The 17,219-nt window shown below is 52.6% G+C and carries 17 protein-coding genes; 12 read left to right on the top strand and 5 right to left on the bottom strand.

From position 1 onward, the window contains the following. Positions 1–20 precede the first annotated feature (20 nt). The 3 genes from DOP62_RS05220 to DOP62_RS05230 all read left to right on the top strand — a co-directional run bounded on the left by DOP62_RS05220 (position 21) and on the right by DOP62_RS05230 (position 3,284). The gene (locus DOP62_RS05220; protein ID WP_208676958.1) at positions 21–1,190 is read left to right on the top strand and encodes a nucleotidyltransferase family protein; all 1,170 of its coding nucleotides are present in this window, start codon (positions 21–23) and stop codon (positions 1,188–1,190) included. Positions 1,191–1,227: 37 nt separating this feature from the next. Then, positions 1,228–2,034, top strand: coding sequence for a tetratricopeptide repeat protein (locus DOP62_RS05225; protein ID WP_370538889.1), 807 nt, complete (start codon positions 1,228–1,230; stop codon positions 2,032–2,034). 65 nt (positions 2,035–2,099) lie between these two features. Next, positions 2,100–3,284: a M20 family metallopeptidase gene (locus DOP62_RS05230; protein ID WP_208672684.1), complete on the top strand. Its 1,185-nt coding sequence runs from the start codon at positions 2,100–2,102 to the stop codon at positions 3,282–3,284. A 190-nt stretch (positions 3,285–3,474) separates the two neighbouring features. On the opposite strand, the gene DOP62_RS05235 is transcribed toward DOP62_RS05230, so the two are convergent. The 4 genes from DOP62_RS05235 to def form a co-directional block, all read right to left on the bottom strand. Continuing rightward, positions 3,475–3,852, bottom strand: coding sequence for an AbrB family transcriptional regulator (locus DOP62_RS05235; RefSeq protein WP_208672686.1), 378 nt, complete (start codon positions 3,850–3,852; stop codon positions 3,475–3,477). A 722-nt stretch (positions 3,853–4,574) separates the two neighbouring features. Beyond that, positions 4,575–5,333, bottom strand: a complete 759-nt coding sequence (locus DOP62_RS05240; protein ID WP_208672688.1) for a DUF3747 domain-containing protein — start codon at positions 5,331–5,333, stop codon at positions 4,575–4,577. 131 nt (positions 5,334–5,464) lie between these two features. Continuing rightward, the gene (locus DOP62_RS05245) at positions 5,465–5,659 is read right to left on the bottom strand and encodes a hypothetical protein (RefSeq protein WP_208676960.1); all 195 of its coding nucleotides are present in this window, start codon (positions 5,657–5,659) and stop codon (positions 5,465–5,467) included. Positions 5,660–5,747: 88 nt separating this feature from the next. Beyond that, entirely contained in the window at positions 5,748–6,326 is a 579-nt protein-coding gene (gene def, locus DOP62_RS05250; RefSeq protein ID WP_208672690.1) for a peptide deformylase, read from the bottom strand. Positions 6,327–6,442: 116 nt separating this feature from the next. Between def and DOP62_RS05255 the strand changes: the two genes are divergently transcribed. The 9 genes from DOP62_RS05255 (at position 6,443) to DOP62_RS05295 (ending at position 14,304) form a co-directional block, all read left to right on the top strand. Next, positions 6,443–7,528 carry an AI-2E family transporter gene (locus DOP62_RS05255; RefSeq protein WP_208672692.1) on the top strand — a complete coding sequence of 362 codons (1,086 nt, stop codon included), beginning with the start codon at positions 6,443–6,445 and terminating at the stop codon, positions 7,526–7,528. 70 nt (positions 7,529–7,598) lie between these two features. Beyond that, positions 7,599–8,690 carry a GDP-mannose 4,6-dehydratase gene (gene gmd / locus DOP62_RS05260; RefSeq protein WP_338431481.1) on the top strand — a complete coding sequence of 364 codons (1,092 nt, stop codon included), beginning with the start codon at positions 7,599–7,601 and terminating at the stop codon, positions 8,688–8,690. Positions 8,691–8,927: 237 nt separating this feature from the next. Then, positions 8,928–10,046 (top strand): NADH-quinone oxidoreductase subunit NuoH, encoded by a 1,119-nt coding sequence (gene nuoH, locus DOP62_RS05265; protein ID WP_338431483.1) that lies wholly within the window; start codon positions 8,928–8,930, stop codon positions 10,044–10,046. A 42-nt stretch (positions 10,047–10,088) separates the two neighbouring features. Beyond that, complete coding sequence (gene ndhI, locus DOP62_RS05270) at positions 10,089–10,697, top strand: NAD(P)H-quinone oxidoreductase subunit I (protein WP_208679011.1); 609 nt, start codon at positions 10,089–10,091, stop codon at positions 10,695–10,697. Between the two features lie 3 nt (positions 10,698–10,700). After that, entirely contained in the window at positions 10,701–11,306 is a 606-nt protein-coding gene (locus DOP62_RS05275; RefSeq protein ID WP_208672695.1) for an NADH-quinone oxidoreductase subunit J, read from the top strand. Between the two features lie 18 nt (positions 11,307–11,324). Next, complete coding sequence (gene nuoK / locus DOP62_RS05280) at positions 11,325–11,636, top strand: NADH-quinone oxidoreductase subunit NuoK (protein WP_011242521.1); 312 nt, start codon at positions 11,325–11,327, stop codon at positions 11,634–11,636. A 223-nt stretch (positions 11,637–11,859) separates the two neighbouring features. Further along, on the top strand, positions 11,860–13,497 hold the full coding sequence (locus DOP62_RS05285) for an iron uptake porin (RefSeq protein ID WP_370538890.1): 1,638 nt from the start codon (positions 11,860–11,862) through the stop codon (positions 13,495–13,497). Positions 13,498–13,628: 131 nt separating this feature from the next. Further along, positions 13,629–13,766 (top strand): YHYH domain-containing protein, encoded by a 138-nt coding sequence (locus DOP62_RS05290; protein WP_208676685.1) that lies wholly within the window; start codon positions 13,629–13,631, stop codon positions 13,764–13,766. 43 nt (positions 13,767–13,809) lie between these two features. Further along, the gene (locus DOP62_RS05295) at positions 13,810–14,304 is read left to right on the top strand and encodes a hypothetical protein (protein ID WP_208676682.1); all 495 of its coding nucleotides are present in this window, start codon (positions 13,810–13,812) and stop codon (positions 14,302–14,304) included. Between the two features lie 137 nt (positions 14,305–14,441). Here DOP62_RS05295 and clpB read toward each other — a convergent pair whose 3' ends face one another. Then, positions 14,442–17,069: an ATP-dependent chaperone ClpB gene (gene clpB / locus DOP62_RS05300; protein WP_208676680.1), complete on the bottom strand. Its 2,628-nt coding sequence runs from the start codon at positions 17,067–17,069 to the stop codon at positions 14,442–14,444. Between the last annotated feature and the right edge of the window lie 150 nt (positions 17,070–17,219).

The raw sequence follows: 17,219 nt of genomic DNA on the forward strand, positions 1-17,219 counted from the left end.
CCTATATCAATACCTCCTCGATGAAAGCAATGATTTTGGCTGCCGGTAAGGGAACCCGGGTTCGGCCAATCACCTACACCATTCCTAAGCCGATGATCCCCATCCTGCAGAAGCCAGTGATGGAGTTTTTACTGGAGCTCTTGAAGGAGCATGGCTTCAAGGAAGTTATGGTCAATGTCAGCCATTTAGCGCAGGAAATTGAAAGCTACTTCCGAGATGGCCAGCGCTTTGGTGTCGAAGTTGCCTATTCCTTCGAAGGGCGAATCGAAGATGGTCAATTGATTGGGGAGGCTCTCGGCTCAGCAGGCGGGATGAAGCGAATTCAGGACTTCTCGCCGTTCTTCGATGACACCTTTGTTGTTCTCTGTGGCGACGCCCTAATCGATCTTGATCTCACTGAGGCGGTCCGCTGGCACAAAGAGAAAGGTGCCCTAGCCACAATCGTGATGAAGACTGTTCCCCGTGAAGAAGTCTCGAGTTACGGGGTAGTCGTCACTGATGCTGAAGGGCGCATCCAAGCCTTCCAAGAAAAGCCCGATGTAGAAGAAGCTCTGAGTACAACAATCAACACAGGGATTTATATCTTCGAGCCCGAGATTCTGAACTACATTCCTTCGGGACAGGAGTACGACATCGGGGGCGATCTCTTCCCGCAACTAGTCGATGCAGGAGCGCCCTTCTATGGAATTTCCATGGACTTTCAGTGGATCGACATTGGGCGAGTCCCTGACTACTGGCAAGCTATTCGCAGTGTGCTGAAGGGAGAAGTCCGTAATGTTGCTATCCCCGGCAAGCAAGTCAAACCAGGGATTTACACCGGCCTGAATGTAGCGATCGACTGGGACTCGGTGGAAATTGAAGGCCCAGTTTACATCGGTGGCATGACCCGCATTGAAGAAGGAGTGCGGATTGTCGGGCCTGCAATGATTGGTCCCAACTGCCACATTTGCAAGGGAGCCACGATCGAAAACAGCGTGATTTTTGAATATTCACGCTTGGGATCCGGCGTCCGCCTCGTCGATAAGTTGGTCTTTGGTCGCTACTGCGTCGATCGCAATGGCAACGCCATCGACGTTCAAGCTGCTGCCTTGGACTGGCTGATTACCGATGCACGGCGCGTGGAACCAGTCCAACCCTCAGCGGAGCACCAGGCGATCGCAGAACTTCTTGGCAGCAATGTTCTGCCCTAGGGTGATCGCTGGATCTCTTTCGTTAGCCCTCTCTGGAATGCGGATAGAATCAGCAGCATTGGCACAGAGAACCCACATGCTGCAGCAATTGATTGCTTGGACGCTTGTTTTGGTGCTGGGAATCAGTAGTGCTGCCCAAGCCTCAACACTGGAAGAGCTGTACCAAGTGGCGATGGAAGCCAGCTATCGCGGCGAATTTGTCAAAGCGGAGCAACTCTGGAGCGAGGCGATCGCGATCGCCCCAGACAATGCTGCTCTCTGGAGCAACCGCGGCAATGTGCGAGTCAGCCAGAACCATTTGCAAGAGGCGATCGCCGATTACGACGAATCGGTTCGGCTAGCCCCAACGGCGCCTGACCCCTACCTGAATCGCGGCACGGCTTGGGAAGGATTGCGGGAATGGGACAAGGCGATCGCAGACTATGAGCAGGTGTTGCAACTTGCACCCGAAGATGCTGCTGCTCACAACAATCTGGGCAATGTGCGATCGAGTCTGGGTGAGTATGAGCAGGCCCTTGCCGAGTTTGAAACGGCAAGTCGATTGGCACCGGGCTTTGCTTTTGCCTCCGCCAATGTCGCCCTGACGTTATTCCAGCTCGATCGCGTGCCAGAAGCACTGCAACGGATGCGATCGCTGGTGCGCAAGTATCCGAACTTTGCTGACATGCGAGCCGCTCTAACAGCAGTACTTTGGCAGGAGGGTCAGCGCGGTGAAGCCGAAAGCAACTGGGTCGCGGTCATGGGACTCGATTCCCGCTATCGAGATCTGACCTGGGTGCGCCAAATTCGCCGTTGGCCACCCGCTGCAGTCACTGCCCTTGAGCAGTTCCTTGCCTTGCAATAGAAGCAAGAATGCCAAGATAGAAAAGCTGATCCTCAGTCCGGCGATCGCCGTTGCTAGTCTGCCCTGTGCTTGATCGAATTCGTGAGGTTACGACGCGTCTTGAACCGCGTCTTTTAGAAATTCGCCGCCATCTCCATGCCCACCCCGAGTTAAGCGGCCATGAACACCAAACCGCTGCCTATGTCGCCGGTGTTCTTTCGTCTTGTGGCCTACAAGTCCGCGAGGGGGTTGGGCGTACTGGGGTTGTGGGGGATTTAATTGGGTCCGGCCGCGATCGTCGCTGTTTGGCACTGCGTACCGATATGGACGCCCTGCCAATTGAGGAGCAAACCAATCTCCCCTTTGCCTCTCGTCAGCAGGGCATCATGCACGCCTGTGGACACGATCTCCACACGACCTTAGGCTTGGGAGCTGCAATGGTTCTGAGCGAGCTAGGTGAGCCACTGCCCGGAACTGTTCGCTGGCTGTTTCAGCCCGCTGAAGAAATTGCCCAAGGTGCCCGCTGGATGGTAGAAGCCCAAGCCCTTGAAGGCGTCGATGCCATTCTGGGTGTGCATGTCTTCCCCTCGATTCCTGCCGGCACAATTGGCATTCGCTATGGAGCGCTAACAGCTGCTGCGGACGATCTGGAAATCGTCATCCAGGGAGAATCAGGACATGGAGCCCGTCCCCACGAAGCAAAGGATGCGATTTGGATCGCCGCGCAGATTATTACGATGCTGCAGCAGGCGATTAGCCGCACACAAAACCCTCTACGGCCAGTGGTCTTAACCATTGGGCAAATTCAAGGAGGTCGTGCTGCCAATGTGATTGCCGATCGCGTCCGACTCCTCGGCACCGTCCGATCGCTTCACCCTGAAACCCATGCAGGCTTACCTGACTGGATCGAAAGCATTATTGCCAGTATTTGTAAAACCTACGATGCTCACTACGAATTTCACTATCGTCGTGGGGTTCCATCCGTGCAAAACGATGAAGCCCTGACCCGTTTGGTTGAGGCAGCAGCGATCGAGGCATGGGGAAATGCTGCAGTTGAACAAATTCCTGAACCGTCTTTAGGAGCTGAAGATTTCTCAGTCTATTTAGAGCAAGTTCCAGGCATGATGTTTCGTCTTGGCGTGGGCTATCCAGATCGACACAACCCACCGCTCCATCATCCGCAATTTGAGATTGATGAACGGGCTTTAACCGTTGGCGTTGTGACATTAGCTCACAGTATTTGGCGTTATTGGCAACCAGGATCTCACTGACGGCGATCTCCAGCAGGCATCTCATCCTCTTTCCCTGAGAAATGCTGAGATTAGCGAGTCACTTTGCAAAAAGGACTGACGCAACCCAACATTTCCACAAGACAAAAGCCTCCCCAAAACTTGGAGAGGCTTCTTGCCATCGCTATGGATGAATAGCCACTAACTCAGTTGCTGTCTGAGTCGCAGTTGCTTATTCTTCAGACTCGTCGTCGCTGCCGTTGACAGGGACAAGACGAATTTGACGACGACCCAACTTGATTTCAAACTCGTCGCCGACCTGTAGGTTCAGCTGCTTGGTGTAAGCTGATCCAATCAAGAGATTACCGTTGCTCTGCACACGAACAGTGTAGCTAGGGTGACGACCCTTGCGCGGAGCTGCTTCATCAAAAGCAACGCCTTTGGAAGCTAGGAGAGCTTCATAGAACGCCGTAAAGTTAATGCGTTCGCGGCCAGTTTTGGTAATTGAGTAGTAACCGCAGGCTTTTGCCGTTTCTGAACGACTGGCGTTACCAAGTTCTTTCAGTCGTGATAGCAATGCTTTACCGGTCAGTGGCGTGATTGATGTCATTTCGACATTTTGTGATTCTCAACTAAAATCAATCTATCACAGCAATCATCACAAATGGAAATACCGAATTAATTATCCTCCTTACAAATGGGAGTACTTTCTCAGACCTCCACGGAACTCTTTTCAGCGATCGCCACTGATCGGCTCTCGGGTTACCAGTCTCTAGCCCGAAGAAATCAACAGTTTTGAGAGTAGGTGGCCGGCAGAAATGATGAGGTTGAGAAAATGGTAGGGGAGCGTCTCGACTGATACAGGCTGAGGCGTATTCATCGCCTTAACAACACAGCTAGCCTTGGTATTATCGACAAAGAATCAGTAAAGACCCTTGCAGGATCTCCAGATCAGCCAGTTCAGTTAGCCGTCAAAATCTTCTGAAGCTGACCAGTTTATATCAACAGCCTGGCCGGGCTTGCAGTAGGTGATAAGCGAAGAGAGCAGTAAAAACATAAGTATTAAAGGACAATCGCCAGAATTGTAGAGCGATCGCATCCGTTCTCTAGAATAGGCCGTCCTAGCGTGGTATCTCACAGAGTCGACGTGTGATTCCCCATCGTCATAACCGGCATTCAGCGACTTTTGAGTCAGCGCCCGTGGCTTGATCAACCAGCATTCCAGATACTCTAAAAGTATAAAACCGCTGAGTTGCTTCCAGAAAAGAACTCAGCGGTCGCTTGACTGCTGCTGCCAGAAGATACCTCAGTATCGACTGACTACGTCACTGATCAGGGCTGAGGCGGATTTGCCGGGCGTAGAGGCCGAAGAGGGGTCAGTCGAGGCGGAGTCAAGGCTGGCGTCTGACTAGCACTGGGGAGTGGCCGAGGAGTCACAGGTTGCTGCAAGGAAGAAGGTGATGGATTGACCGGTGAGCTCACACTAGGCGGAGTAACTGCCGCACTGGGTCTAGGTTGTGCTCCTTGCAAGGCCATACCTGGCGGCACTTGATCGGTCACGAGGTAAATATGGCCGAGAGGGGTCCCACTAAAAGTACGACGCCCCAACCGCCAACCCGGCTGAAGTTCTAACTTGGCAAAGCCAGAGGACTCTCCATTGGCTTTCGCAATCACCAGTTCAGGACCACTGCGGAAAGCCTGACCGACCAACAGCATTTGTCCATTACGACGAACGATACTGAGGCGATAGTTCAGCCCCAGGTCAACACCAGCAATTCGTAGCGAGTAGCCGTTACTGTCAATCTTGCGATCGCAAATTCCCGAAAAGTTGAACGATAGTAGCAGCGGGTCAATACGCGTGGGCGTCTCAGGAATCACAGACCAGCAGGGCCGAGTGTTTTTGACTTGCTCAATGATTAACAGCTGGTGGCGACTGCCGTTGCCGATCGGTGAAGCAACCAAGACAAACTTGCTTTGATCAACTTCAATTTGCCCAAATTGAGAGGCTCGTGCCTGAGGTGCTAGGGGTAAGAAGCTTGTCAGCAGGGTGCCGGCTAGCGCCGCTAGGGGCAAGAAGAAAAGATTTCGCATGGATGCCTCGTATTGCACAAGCACGGAACGACAGAAAACAACAGGCAGCAACTACATCAATTGGCTCAGGGACGGGGCAAACAATGGCAAGTTCCACGACCAGTTGCAGAAGTGTCTGTGACCAGATGGGCTCAAGGCTGAGCAGCACGAACAGCGGCTAAAAAGGAACCGATCGCGATTGGAATGCTGAGGCCGAGGATACTACCAGTCACGAGAGATCCAAGTTGGGGAGCCCCTGAGGTCAGTTCAAACACAGACCCAACGGCTGCGATCGCAGCGATACAGGACAGACCGAGAAATAGGGAGCTTTTGGGAGTACCAACCATCGAACGCATCCGGCACTAGGCATTTGCGCTTGCAGGATAGCAGGCTCGCCTCCAGACATCTAGTCCCAGTTTGCGGAAGAGAACGGCTCTAGCGTGACTGCGTGACAGGGCGAACAGCCTGGACGGCAAACCCCTTTTTGTCGAGGGCCTCGTTCAGCTCCAGACGGTTTTCGACGCGATCGACAAAGAGAACGCCGTTGAGGTGATCCATCTCATGTTGGATACAGCGCGCGAGCAAACCATCAGCCACCAAGCGTTGGGGGCGACCGTTCTCATCCTTGTAGGAAACCTCAACGATTTCTGGCCGCTCTACGTCCAGATAGACGCCGGGAATACTCAAGCAGCCTTCTTGGCACTGCTCTAAATCACCGCTAGTGCGCTCGATTTTGGGATTGATCAAGACGAGGGGGGGAGCTTGCTCGTCCTCCGGCTCTAGATCAATCACGATCAATTGTTTGTGGATACCCACTTGAGGGGCAGCCAAGCCAATACCGTCGGCGCTATACATGGTCTGCAGCATCTGCCGAATCGTTTGCCGCAGTTCGTCGTCAATTCGGCTGATGCGTTTGGCCGGTTGCCGCAGGACGCGATCGCCGAGATAGTGCAAGTCAAGCGGAGGCTTCGCCAGTTTCTTCTTGGCAACTTGAATGGCGACAGCAGCGGTCATAACTCTTACATCAGCGGCTTGCTCAATCTTAACGAAGCGATCGCAATTCAGATGAACCGCTCTTTAAAGTCGCAGCCAACGATCGTTAAAATCGGCCCATTCCTCCTTGAATTTGCATGATCGCTGATTGGCGTACTTGGCCAGCGGTTGTCCGATGGCTGCTGATCGCACCATTGGTCGCTCTCAATTTTTGGCTCCTACAGCAGTTGCTGAATTGGCTGCAACCGTTGACCAATATGGTCTTAGTGGCGGCCTTGGTGGCGTTCATTCTCGACTTGCCCGTGCGCTGGTTGGTTCAACGCCGCCTACCGCGATCGCTGGCTCTGTTGATGGTCCTAGGCGTTGGCATTCTGTTGATCACGGCTTTAGTCACTTGGCTATTGCCCAGACTCTTGGCTGAAGTCAATGTGTTGACGCAGTCGCTACCCCATTGGTACGACGCAGCCAAATTGGAAGTTTTGCAGTTCGAAGCTTGGACGCTGTCCATTAATTTGCCCCTGGATTGGGTCAGCTTCTTTCAGCGAGCGGTGACGGAAATCACTGACCTTGCTGAGACGCTCAGCACACAGCTTTTGAGCTTCACCCTAGAGTTTTTTGACGGAGCGCTCAATTTCCTAATTACAGTAGTGTTGACGCTCTTCCTATTGGTCTATGGCGAGGAAGTCAGCGGGACGGTCCTGAGTCGTCTGCCTGCCCCTTGGCGCGATCGCCTGGCGAGTGGTTTGCGCCAAAAGTTCCAAGCCTTTCTGGGTGGTGAGCTGATCATTGCCAGCCTTTATAGTGTGCTGCTGCTCATCGCCTTCAGTCTGCTCAAAATCCCCTTTTCCTTACTCCTGGCCTTGACACTGGGCATCGGCAGTCTTGTCCCCTTTGTTGACATCCTGCTAGTCATCAGCCTGTCCGTCGTTCTTTTGTTTCAAGACCCGGCGATCGCGGCCAAGCTGTTCACTACCGTCTTTCTGCTTGGGCAAATCAATGACAACTTGATTGAGCCCCGCTTGATGGGCCAAATCATCGGCCTCAATCCGGTCTGGATCCTTCTCTCAGTGCTGCTGGGTCTCAAGGTTTTTGGCGTTGTTGGCCTCTTTATCGCCGTGCCGTTAGCCAGTCTGGCTAGTGATTGGGTCAACGACTGGACATCAGCATCTGCTTTCACGCCAAGAGCCCAGGATGCGGCTGTTTCCGGGGTAAAACTGCCCTGATCATTGACCGCAGCGCAGCGCGATCGCTGCTAAATTACAGCGAGCTGTTCTTGCACCCTATTGCTCTGCCATGACTCGAAAACGTGCCCTCATCACTGGTGTCACTGGTCAGGATGGGGCCTATCTAGCAGAGCTTCTCCTCAAAAAAGGCTATGAGGTTCATGGCATCAAACGCCGAGCCTCGCTATTCAACACCGATCGCATTGATCACCTTTACGAAGATCCCCACGTTGATGATCGGCGCTTCATTCTCCACTACGGTGATCTGACTGATTCCACCAATCTGATCCGGATTGTCCAGCAGGTTCAACCCCACGAAATCTATAACCTTGGGGCCCAGAGCCATGTTCAGGTGTCCTTTGACAGTCCTGAATACACGGCTAATGCTGATGGCCTCGGTACTCTGCGGATTCTTGAAGCCATTCGGATCCTCGGACTGGAGCAGCAGACCCGTTTCTATCAGGCTTCAACGTCAGAGCTTTACGGCAAAGTTCAAGAGATTCCTCAAACTGAGACAACGCCGTTCTATCCCCGTAGTCCCTACGCGGTTGCCAAGCTCTACGCCTACTGGATTACCGTTAACTATCGCGAAGCCTATGGGCTCTATGCCTGCAATGGGATTCTCTTCAATCACGAGTCGCCGCTGCGCGGGGAAACGTTTGTTACTCGCAAAATCACTCGTGCCCTCGCCCGCATCAAACTGGGGCTACAGGACTGCCTCTACCTTGGCAATCTAGACGCTAAGCGAGACTGGGGGCATGCCCGCGACTATGTCGAAATGCAGTGGTTGATGCTGCAGCAAGAGCAACCTGATGACTATGTAATCGCCACCGGTGTCCAGTATTCTGTGCGCCAGTTTGTAGAAACCGCAGCGGCAGAAGTCGGACTCGCGATCGCGTGGGAAGGCAGTGGGGTCGAGGAAAAGGGCATCAATCCAGCTACGGGTCAGGCGATCGTGGCGATCGATCCCCGTTACTTCCGGCCCACTGAAGTGGAGACACTGCTCGGTGATCCCTCTAAGGCGAAGCAGCAGTTGGGTTGGGAACCTCGCATCAGTTTTGAGCAGCTTGTGCGCGAGATGATGCAGGAGGATCTGCAGCTTGCAGAACGTGATGCCCTAATCAAAAAAGCGGGCTACAAGGCCTTCGACTACTTCGAGTGAAGCCCGATCGCGGGAGAACTCGAAGGGCGATCGCACTGAGCTCGCTCGAATGAACAGTTTTTTGAATCCTCTGGATAGCAACTTCCAATCTTGAAAATCCGCAAAAGTGCTCAGTTTGGCGGGGTGGGCGATCGGCCTGCAGATATACTGAGCAACAGTCACAAAAGCCTGTTTGATCTTGCGACAGCAGCGATTAACAGCGATGCGTGACCCATGATCAGCAGCAGTGGAGTAGCCATGGACAGAGGGATCGACCTCCAAGGCACATTCATTCAATCTCTGGAAGCCTTGGGGCTCTCTCCGGGCCTTGCCAAGCTTCTTTGGATGCCCTTGCCCATGTTGCTGATGATCATCGCGGCAACAGTCGGGGTGCTTGTCACCGTTTGGCTAGAGCGTAAAATCTCTGCTGCGGTGCAGCAACGGATTGGCCCTGAGTATGCCGGCCCGCTAGGGGTTCTGCAATCAGCGGCGGATGGTCTGAAATTGATCTTGAAGGAAGACATCATTCCAGCCAAAGCCGATGCCTTCCTGTTCACGATTGGTCCAGCGCTGGTTGTTATCCCTGTCTTCTTGTCTTACCTGATCGTCCCCTTTGGGCAAGAACTGATCATTACGAACGTCGGAGCTGGCGTTTTTCTCTGGATTGCGCTCTCCAGTATTCAGCCGATTGGCTTGTTGATGTCGGGCTATGCCTCGAACAATAAGTACTCGCTCTTGGGTGGCTTGCGGGCGGCAGCGCAGTCGATTAGCTACGAGATTCCGCTAGCTCTCGCAGTGCTGGCGGTAGTGATGATGTCCAATTCGCTGAGCACGATCGATATCGTCGATCAGCAGTCGGGCTACGGCATTTTGGGATGGAACATCTGGCGGCAACCGGTGGGTTTCATCATCTTCTGGATCGCAGCGCTGGCAGAGTGTGAGCGCTTGCCCTTTGACTTGCCAGAAGCCGAAGAAGAGTTGGTCGCTGGCTATCAAACCGAATATGCCGGCATGAAGTTCGCCCTCTTCTACGTTGGTTCCTACGTCAACCTGATTCTCTCGGCCCTGCTGGTTTCCATTCTCTATTTGGGCGGATGGGAGTTCCCGATTCCCCTCGATCGCCTTGCAGGCTGGATTGGTGTGGATCCTGCAAATCCGATTCTGCAGATCACGACAGCGGCGCTGGGGATTACGATGACTGTCCTCAAGGCTTATCTGCTGGTGTTCACGGCGATTCTGCTGCGCTGGACGGTTCCACGGGTGCGGATTGACCAACTCCTCGATCTGGGCTGGAAGTTCCTACTCCCGATCTCGCTGGTGAATCTGCTAGTGACTGCAGCGTTGAAACTAACCTTCCCTGTCGCCTTTGGTGGTTAGTGCGTCTTGGTCTTCTCTTGAGGTTTCTGAAGGAACACGATCATGCTGAAATTTCTGAAGCAAGTCGGAGACTACGCCAAGGAAAGTCTCCAGGCGGCCAAGGCGATCGGCCAGGGTTTGGGGGTCACCTTTGACCACATGCAGCGGCGTCCGGTGACGGTGCAGTATCCCTACGAAAAGCTGATTCCGTCGGAGCGCTATCGCGGCCGGATTCACTACGAATTCGATAAGTGCATTGCCTGCGAAGTCTGTGTACGGGTCTGCCCGATTAACCTGCCGGTAGTGGACTGGGTCTACAACAAAGAGACGAAGAAGAAAGACCTCAAGAACTACAGCATCGACTTTGGGGCTTGCATCTTCTGTGGCAACTGCGTCGAGTACTGCCCAACCAACTGCCTATCGATGACCGAGGAGTATGAACTAGCGACCTACGATCGCCATGAGCTGAACTACGACAACGTTGCCTTGGGTCGTCTGCCCTACAAAGTGACGGATGATCCGATGGTGACGCCCTTCCGCGAATTCGCTTACCTGCCGAAAGGTGAGTACGACCCCCACGTGGTGGCGGACGATCGTCCACGGGCGGGTCAGCGTCCCGAAGAACTCGTCGATCAGTACAAGCAGGCTGCTGCCGCTACCGAGGAGAACTAAACCGTGACTCTTGCCGAAGGCGTTCAACTAGTTACATTCATCATCCTGACGGCTGGGGTGGTTTTGGCGGCCTTGGGGGTCGTTCTTGCCAGCAATATTGTCTACTCAGCCTTTTTACTGGGCGGTGTCTTCATCAGTATTGCGGGTCTCTATCTGCTGCTGAATGCCAGCTTTGTAGCCTTTGCCCAAGTGCTGATCTACGTCGGTGCCGTCAACGTCTTGATCCTGTTTGCGATCATGTTGGTCAACAAACGGGAAGACTTCCGACCGCTGAAATTTAACTGGCTGCGCAAAGGGCTAACGGTTCTGGTTTGTGGTGGTCTGTTTGCGCTGCTCAGTCTGACCGTGCTTTCAACGCCTTGGGCCGTGACGCCGACACCAGGTGCTAGTGGTGATGAGGCGATTTACCTGATCGGTGAACACTTCTTCAGCGACTATCTGCTGCCCTTTGAACTGGCTTCGGTATTGCTGTTGATGGCAATGATTGGGGCAATCGTTCTGGCTCGTCGTGATTTTGAGCCTGAAGATGTGATGACTGGTGCGACGGCTGATTTGCAACTGCCCGAGCGATCGCGGGAAGAGTTGCTGACGGGTGCTGGCAAGAAATAAGCGATAAGGAACAATCTCATGACTGTACCTCTCGAATACTTTTTGGTTCTCGCTGCTGCCCTGTTCTGCATTGGCGTCTATGGCTTAGTAACCAGCCGCAATGCCGTCCGCGTGTTGATGTCAATTGAGTTAATGTTAAATGCCGTCAACCTCAACCTGATGGCATTCTCCAACTATCTGGATGGCACCTTAATTCGCGGCCAAGTCTTTACCGTCTTTGTGATTACGGTTGCAGCCGCTGAAGCAGCGGTCGGTCTGGCAATTCTGCTGGCAATTTACCGCAACCGCAACACGGTAGATATGGAGCAATTCAATCTCTTGAAGTGGTAAGCGATCTCGCTTCCTTGCTCTGAAAACTCAGCATGAATCCGTGAGCTGCTTGGAGGACTCTCTAGGCGGCTTTTCTCATGCCAACCAACTTGGCAAGTGCTTGAGCAGGCTGGACACCGGCTGCTTCTTTAACTGCTGGACTTGAACAAGAAAAGCAGACCATTTATTGACAGCTATTCTTTTTAAGAACAATAATCATTCTCATAAGGTGTGAGGGCTAGGGATGCAAGTTCAATCTGCAGCAGTTTGGGTTGGAGCAGCGCTTGGTTTGGGGTTCACTCCTGCTGCGATCGCGTTGGACGCCAGCACACTCCAACAGGTGAATGCGATCGCCAATGAAGATCTGCCTGCAGCCCAAGTCACCTCCATCACTCAACTGAGTGACGTTCGCCCAACGGATTGGGCCTATCAAGCCTTGCAGTCCTTGGTGGAGCGTTATGGCTGCATCGTCGGCTATCCAGACCGCACCTACCGTGGCAGTCGTGCGCTGACTCGGTATGAGTTTGCAGCCGGACTGAATGCCTGCTTAGACAAAGTCATTGAATTTGCTGCTTCCAACGAAGACCTCGACACCCTCAAAAAGCTGACAGAAGAGTTTCAAACGGAGCTAGCAACCCTGCGCGGTCGCGTTGATGGTTTAGAAGCCCGCGTCACCAAACTCGAAGCTACTCAGTTTTCAACCACGACCAAACTCCAGGGCGACGTGCTCCTCAGCCTCGATCGCGCCTTTGGCCCCAGCGGTTTGGATACCGGCACCTCCTTCTCGCAACGGGTGGGGTTGGATTTCAACACCAGCTTCACCGGCAACGACCTGCTCAAAACCCGCCTCGAAGCCAACAGCATTACCTCACCTGGCCTGCGTGATTTGAATGGTTTTTCAGCTGGCGCAGGCATTCCCAGCCCCGGTGCAGCACTGGCCTATGACAATGCAGCTACGAGCGCGGATCCGAGCTTCACGCTCAACACACTGATCTATCAGTTTCCGGTGGGCTCCGTGAACTTCACGGTGGGGACATCTAATGTCCAGGTCGACGATATCTTCTCGACGAACGGTTCTTTCTACGCCCCCGAGCTTTCCTACTTCTTCAACAATCCCGTGCCCGGTATCTACAACGATGCCGATACCTCGAATTCTGCTGGAGCGGGTTTCAACTGGCAGATCAACCCCAACTTCAACTTCGGGTTGGCCTACATCAACCAACAAGGCCCGACTTCTGGCCTCAATTTAGAAACGGATCCGACTGCAGGTGTTTTTGGGGCAGATTCGCAGACCACAGCTCAACTTGCCTTCCAGAATGACGACAGAACTTTCATCGGCGCTTTAGCCTATGCCTATCGCAAAGGCCCCAGCTTCAATCCAATCAATCCGGATGGGGTGGGGTTACCGGCTCAGTTTGGGGGCGTTGCCTATGGCACAGTGCGATCGCTGATTGGCCCTGCTGATTCACCAACGGATCTGATTAGTAGCAACAACGTCGGCCTGAGCTTAGGTTGGGCTGTGAGCGAGAACTTTACGATCAGTGGCTCCTATGGCATCAGCTTCTTGAGTGGCTCGGCGGGCAGTTCGACGGTTCAGTCTTGGAATCTGGGTCTGACCTTCCCGAACCTGTTTGCGGATGGCAATGAATTGGGCTTGGCGGTGGGTCAAATTCCTTATGTCACCAGCGATAGTCGTGGTGCAGCCTTTGCTGATAGTGGCCCCTTTGCCTTTGAGGTCTACTACAAACTGCAGCTGACCGACAATATTGCCATCACACCAGCGCTCTATGCCGTGACCAATGCCGGTGGCGGGCTGACGATCGGTAACCTTGCCAATGGTGATTATTGGGTGCCGGTACTCAAGACTGAGTTCTTGTTCTAGTCCCTCATCAATGAATCATGTCCAAGCCCAAACGTGGGTATGTCTGTCCTGCGACAGGACAACCATGCCGAGACAGCTCTGCATTACAAGGCTAAGTTTATGATCAGAAAGACTGACCTGGAGTCTCAACCATGCGGTGGATTTGGCGAGCTGCTGCGATCGCGGTGATCTTGACCAGTTGGGATGCAGCCGCGATCGCCCATTCCAGCAACTCTGACGTCAACCAATGCCACCACGATCGGCGTACAGGTGAATATCACTGTCACTAAATTCTGGCGATCGTGCTGTTTTAATCTCGGTTAATCACTCTCAATGCCCTTCATTACTCGCCGCGTCCTGAAGACGGCAGCGTTGCTGCTGCCGGTCGTCCTGCCAACTGCTGCTCTCGCCTTTCCCCAAACGGCGGCTTGGCAACAAGCGCACAGCGCCGGTCACCAACACCAGTCTGGAGCTAACCATGCCCACGGTAGCCTTGCCGTTCCCGCTGGTGCGCCTCAGCCGACTGTCAAGCTGAAAGTTGAGCGCGATCGCAAGAGTGGCTGGAATATACGACTGATTACCGAGAACTTCCGTTTTGCTCCCGAAGAACTCGACCAGACTAATCAGGTTGACTCAGGTCATGCCCACTTGTTTCTGAATGGTCAAAAAATTGCCAGGCTGTATGGTCCTTGGTATCACCTTTCTTCACTACCGGTAGGGAAGCAAACACTGATGGCGGAATTAACGACCAATCAACACAATGTGATCACGGTCAATGGGAAACCTGTCATGGCCAAAATCACAGTAGAAGTTCCAGCCAGTAAATAAGTGCACAAAGGATTCGGATCTCAATCTGGGCGATCGTCGCTTCTATCTATCCGCTTGCAGTCGCAGCAATGAGATTAAAAAGGCCTGTCCTGCACCACTGCAGATAACAGGCCTTAATCATTTAAGTTAATTTAATGCTAACTAATCGTCGTCGTTGCTGCTGGGGCGGCGATCGATTGGAAGATAAGCCGTCCATTTTCAACCGCAACTTGGATGGTATCGCCATCACGAAACTCACCGCGAAGGATGGCTTTGGCGATCGCGGTTTCAAGTTCTCGCTGGATGACCCGTTTGAGAGGGCGCGCCCCATAGACCGGATCGAAACCAACATCTACTAGGAAATTGACCGCTTCAGGAGTCATCGACAACGCTAGCTTGCGATCGCTCAGCCGCTCTTCAAGACGCTGGAGTTGAATGCGAACAATTTGCTGAAGCTGATCCTTCCGCAGACTGTGGAAGATGATTGTTTCATCCACACGGTTGAGGAATTCCGGCCGGAAATTAGCGCGCAACGCATCGGTGACACGACTCCGCATTTCTTCGTAGCGGCTATCATCTCCTGCAACATCCAGGATGAATTGTGAGCCAATATTGCTGGTCAGAATCAAGATTGTGTTCTTGAAGTCAACTGTCCGACCTCGACTATCCGTCACCCGACCATCATCGAGAATCTGCAACATGACGTTAAAGACGTCAGGATGTGCTTTCTCGATCTCATCAAACAAGATGACGGAATAAGGACGTCGCCGCACCGCTTCGGTCAGTTGACCGCCTTCGTCATAGCCAACATAGCCAGGAGGTGCACCAATTAGCCGCGAGACCGCATGTTTTTCCATATATTCCGACATATCGATGCGAATCATCGCATCTTCCGTATCAAACAGATAAGCGGCTAGGGCTTTGGCAAGCTCAGTTTTACCAACTCCAGTTGGGCCAAGGAAAATGAAACTCGCAATCGGTCGTTTCGGATCAGATAAGCCAGCTCGCGATCGCTGAATTGCATCGGCAACTGCAGAAACGGCCTCATCTTGACCAATAACCCGCTGATGCAGCTCACTATCCAAGTTGAGTAGCTTTTGCATTTCTGACTCAACAAGCTTACTGACCGGAATTCCGGTCCATTTCGAGATGATTTCAGCGATATCAACCTCGGTCACTTCTTCTCGTAACAGAGACTTGCCGCCAGTTTGCGTTGCAGCCAAACCATGCTCCATTTCTGCAAGTTTCCGCTGCAGCTCAGTTAGCTTGCCATATTTCAGTTCAGCAGCTTTGTTCAAATCATAATCTCGCTCAGCCTGCTGGATTTTGAGGTTGACCTGATCAATCTCCTCGCGGACAGACTTAATATCTTCGAGGACATCTTTTTCAGCTTTCCATTGACTGCTTAAACTGCGCTGGTCTTCTTTAAGATTTGCCAGTTCTTTTTCGAGCCGTTGCAGTCGCTCCTGTGAAGCGGTATCGCTCTCTTTACGCAGAGAGAGTCGCTCCATTTCTAACTGGAGAATTTTGCGATCGATTTCATCCAGCTCCTCAGGTTTTGAAGTGATCTCCATTTTGAGGCGCGCTGCAGATTCATCAACCAAGTCGATCGCTTTATCCGGTAGAAAGCGATCGCTAATGTAGCGGGTTGAAAGCACAGCTGCTGCAACCAATGCACTGTCAGAAATACGAACGCCATGGTGAACTTCATAGCGTTCTTTCAAGCCTCGGAGAATAGAGATTGTGTCTTCAACCGAGGGTTGATCGACAAAAACCTGTTGGAAGCGTCGCTCCAGTGCCGCATCCTTTTCAATGTACTGGCGATATTCATCGAGCGTCGTTGCTCCAATACAACGCAGCTCACCGCGAGCCAACATTGGCTTCAGCAAGTTGCCAGCATCCATCGAGCCTTGGGTTGCCCCAGCACCGACAACCGTATGAATTTCATCAATAAAAAGGATGATAATGCCTTCAGAATCAGTGACTTCTTTCAGAACTGCTTTCAGGCGTTCTTCAAATTCACCACGGAATTTAGCACCAGCGATTAAAGCGCCCATATCCAAGGCAATCAGGCGTCGATCCTTCAGTGACTGGGGCACATCACCATTGATAATCCGCTGAGCAAGGCCCTCTGCGATCGCCGTTTTCCCAACCCCAGGCTCACCAATCAAAACCGGATTGTTTTTAGTGCGTCGACTGAGAATCTGCACAGTACGCCGAATTTCATCATCGCGACCAATCACCGGATCTAACTTACCAAGGCGAGCCATTTCGGTGAGGTCACGCCCATATTTTTCGAGGGCTTCGTATTTACCTTCGGGATTTTGATCAGTCACTTTTTGGCTGCCTCGAATCTGTTGAATAACCTGACGGAGTTGCTTTTCATCAACCTTAAACTCTTGACTGAGCAATCGCCCAAAACGAGAGTCACGGGGGAAACTTAGGATCAGGTGCTCAATAGAGATGAACTCATCATCAAAATCCTTACGAAATTGTTCTGCTTGATCAAGTAACTGATCGAGCGATCGCCCCAAATAAACTGATTGATTACCTCCACTGACCTTGGGCTGACGTGCTATGAACTGCTCAGTAAATTGCTGCAAGCGACTGGTTTCTAAGCCTGCTTTTTTGAGGATATTGAGCGCTAAACCTGGCTCTTGCAACAGCGCTAGAAACAAGTGTTCAGTTTCAATTTGCTGATGCTGAGCTTGTTTCGCAACATCCGTAGTACGAACGATCGCTTCCCAGGCTTTTTCAGTAAATCGATTGGGATCTGTCGGTTGCATGGTGAGGAGTTCCAGCGATGACCCCATTTTAGGCAGGGTTGAACGCTGGCCCAGATCGGAGATCCGGCCTGTGCCTGAGCGAAAACCGGCAGTAAAACCGCCAGTAAAAAGCCTCTACTTTGCAGTAGAGGCTGATTGACCACAAAAGCT

Source organism: Synechococcus elongatus PCC 11801 (assembly GCF_003846445.2).
In the GTDB taxonomy this organism is placed as follows: Bacteria; Cyanobacteriota; Cyanobacteriia; order Synechococcales; family Synechococcaceae; genus Synechococcus; species Synechococcus elongatus_A.

Excerpts from the sequence above, each read along its gene's own strand:
- DOP62_RS05220 (WP_208676958.1), top strand. The coding sequence starts at position 21 with ATGAAAGCAATGATTTTGGCTGCCGGTAAGGGAACCCGGGTTCGGCCA.
- DOP62_RS05225 (WP_370538889.1), top strand. The coding sequence starts at position 1,228 with ATGCGGATAGAATCAGCAGCATTGGCACAGAGAACCCACATGCTGCAG.
- DOP62_RS05235 (WP_208672686.1), bottom strand. The coding sequence starts at position 3,852 with ATGACATCAATCACGCCACTGACCGGTAAAGCATTGCTATCACGACTG.
- DOP62_RS05240 (WP_208672688.1), bottom strand. The coding sequence starts at position 5,333 with ATGCGAAATCTTTTCTTCTTGCCCCTAGCGGCGCTAGCCGGCACCCTG.
- DOP62_RS05245 (WP_208676960.1), bottom strand. The coding sequence starts at position 5,659 with ATGGTTGGTACTCCCAAAAGCTCCCTATTTCTCGGTCTGTCCTGTATC.
- def (WP_208672690.1), bottom strand. The coding sequence starts at position 6,326 with ATGACCGCTGCTGTCGCCATTCAAGTTGCCAAGAAGAAACTGGCGAAG.
- DOP62_RS05255 (WP_208672692.1), top strand. The coding sequence starts at position 6,443 with ATGATCGCTGATTGGCGTACTTGGCCAGCGGTTGTCCGATGGCTGCTG.
- gmd (WP_338431481.1), top strand. The coding sequence starts at position 7,599 with ATGACTCGAAAACGTGCCCTCATCACTGGTGTCACTGGTCAGGATGGG.
- nuoH (WP_338431483.1), top strand. The coding sequence starts at position 8,928 with ATGGACAGAGGGATCGACCTCCAAGGCACATTCATTCAATCTCTGGAA.
- ndhI (WP_208679011.1), top strand. The coding sequence starts at position 10,089 with ATGCTGAAATTTCTGAAGCAAGTCGGAGACTACGCCAAGGAAAGTCTC.
- nuoK (WP_011242521.1), top strand. The coding sequence starts at position 11,325 with ATGACTGTACCTCTCGAATACTTTTTGGTTCTCGCTGCTGCCCTGTTC.
- DOP62_RS05285 (WP_370538890.1), top strand. The coding sequence starts at position 11,860 with ATGCAAGTTCAATCTGCAGCAGTTTGGGTTGGAGCAGCGCTTGGTTTG.
- DOP62_RS05290 (WP_208676685.1), top strand. The coding sequence starts at position 13,629 with ATGCGGTGGATTTGGCGAGCTGCTGCGATCGCGGTGATCTTGACCAGT.
- DOP62_RS05295 (WP_208676682.1), top strand. The coding sequence starts at position 13,810 with ATGCCCTTCATTACTCGCCGCGTCCTGAAGACGGCAGCGTTGCTGCTG.
- clpB (WP_208676680.1), bottom strand. The coding sequence starts at position 17,069 with ATGCAACCGACAGATCCCAATCGATTTACTGAAAAAGCCTGGGAAGCG.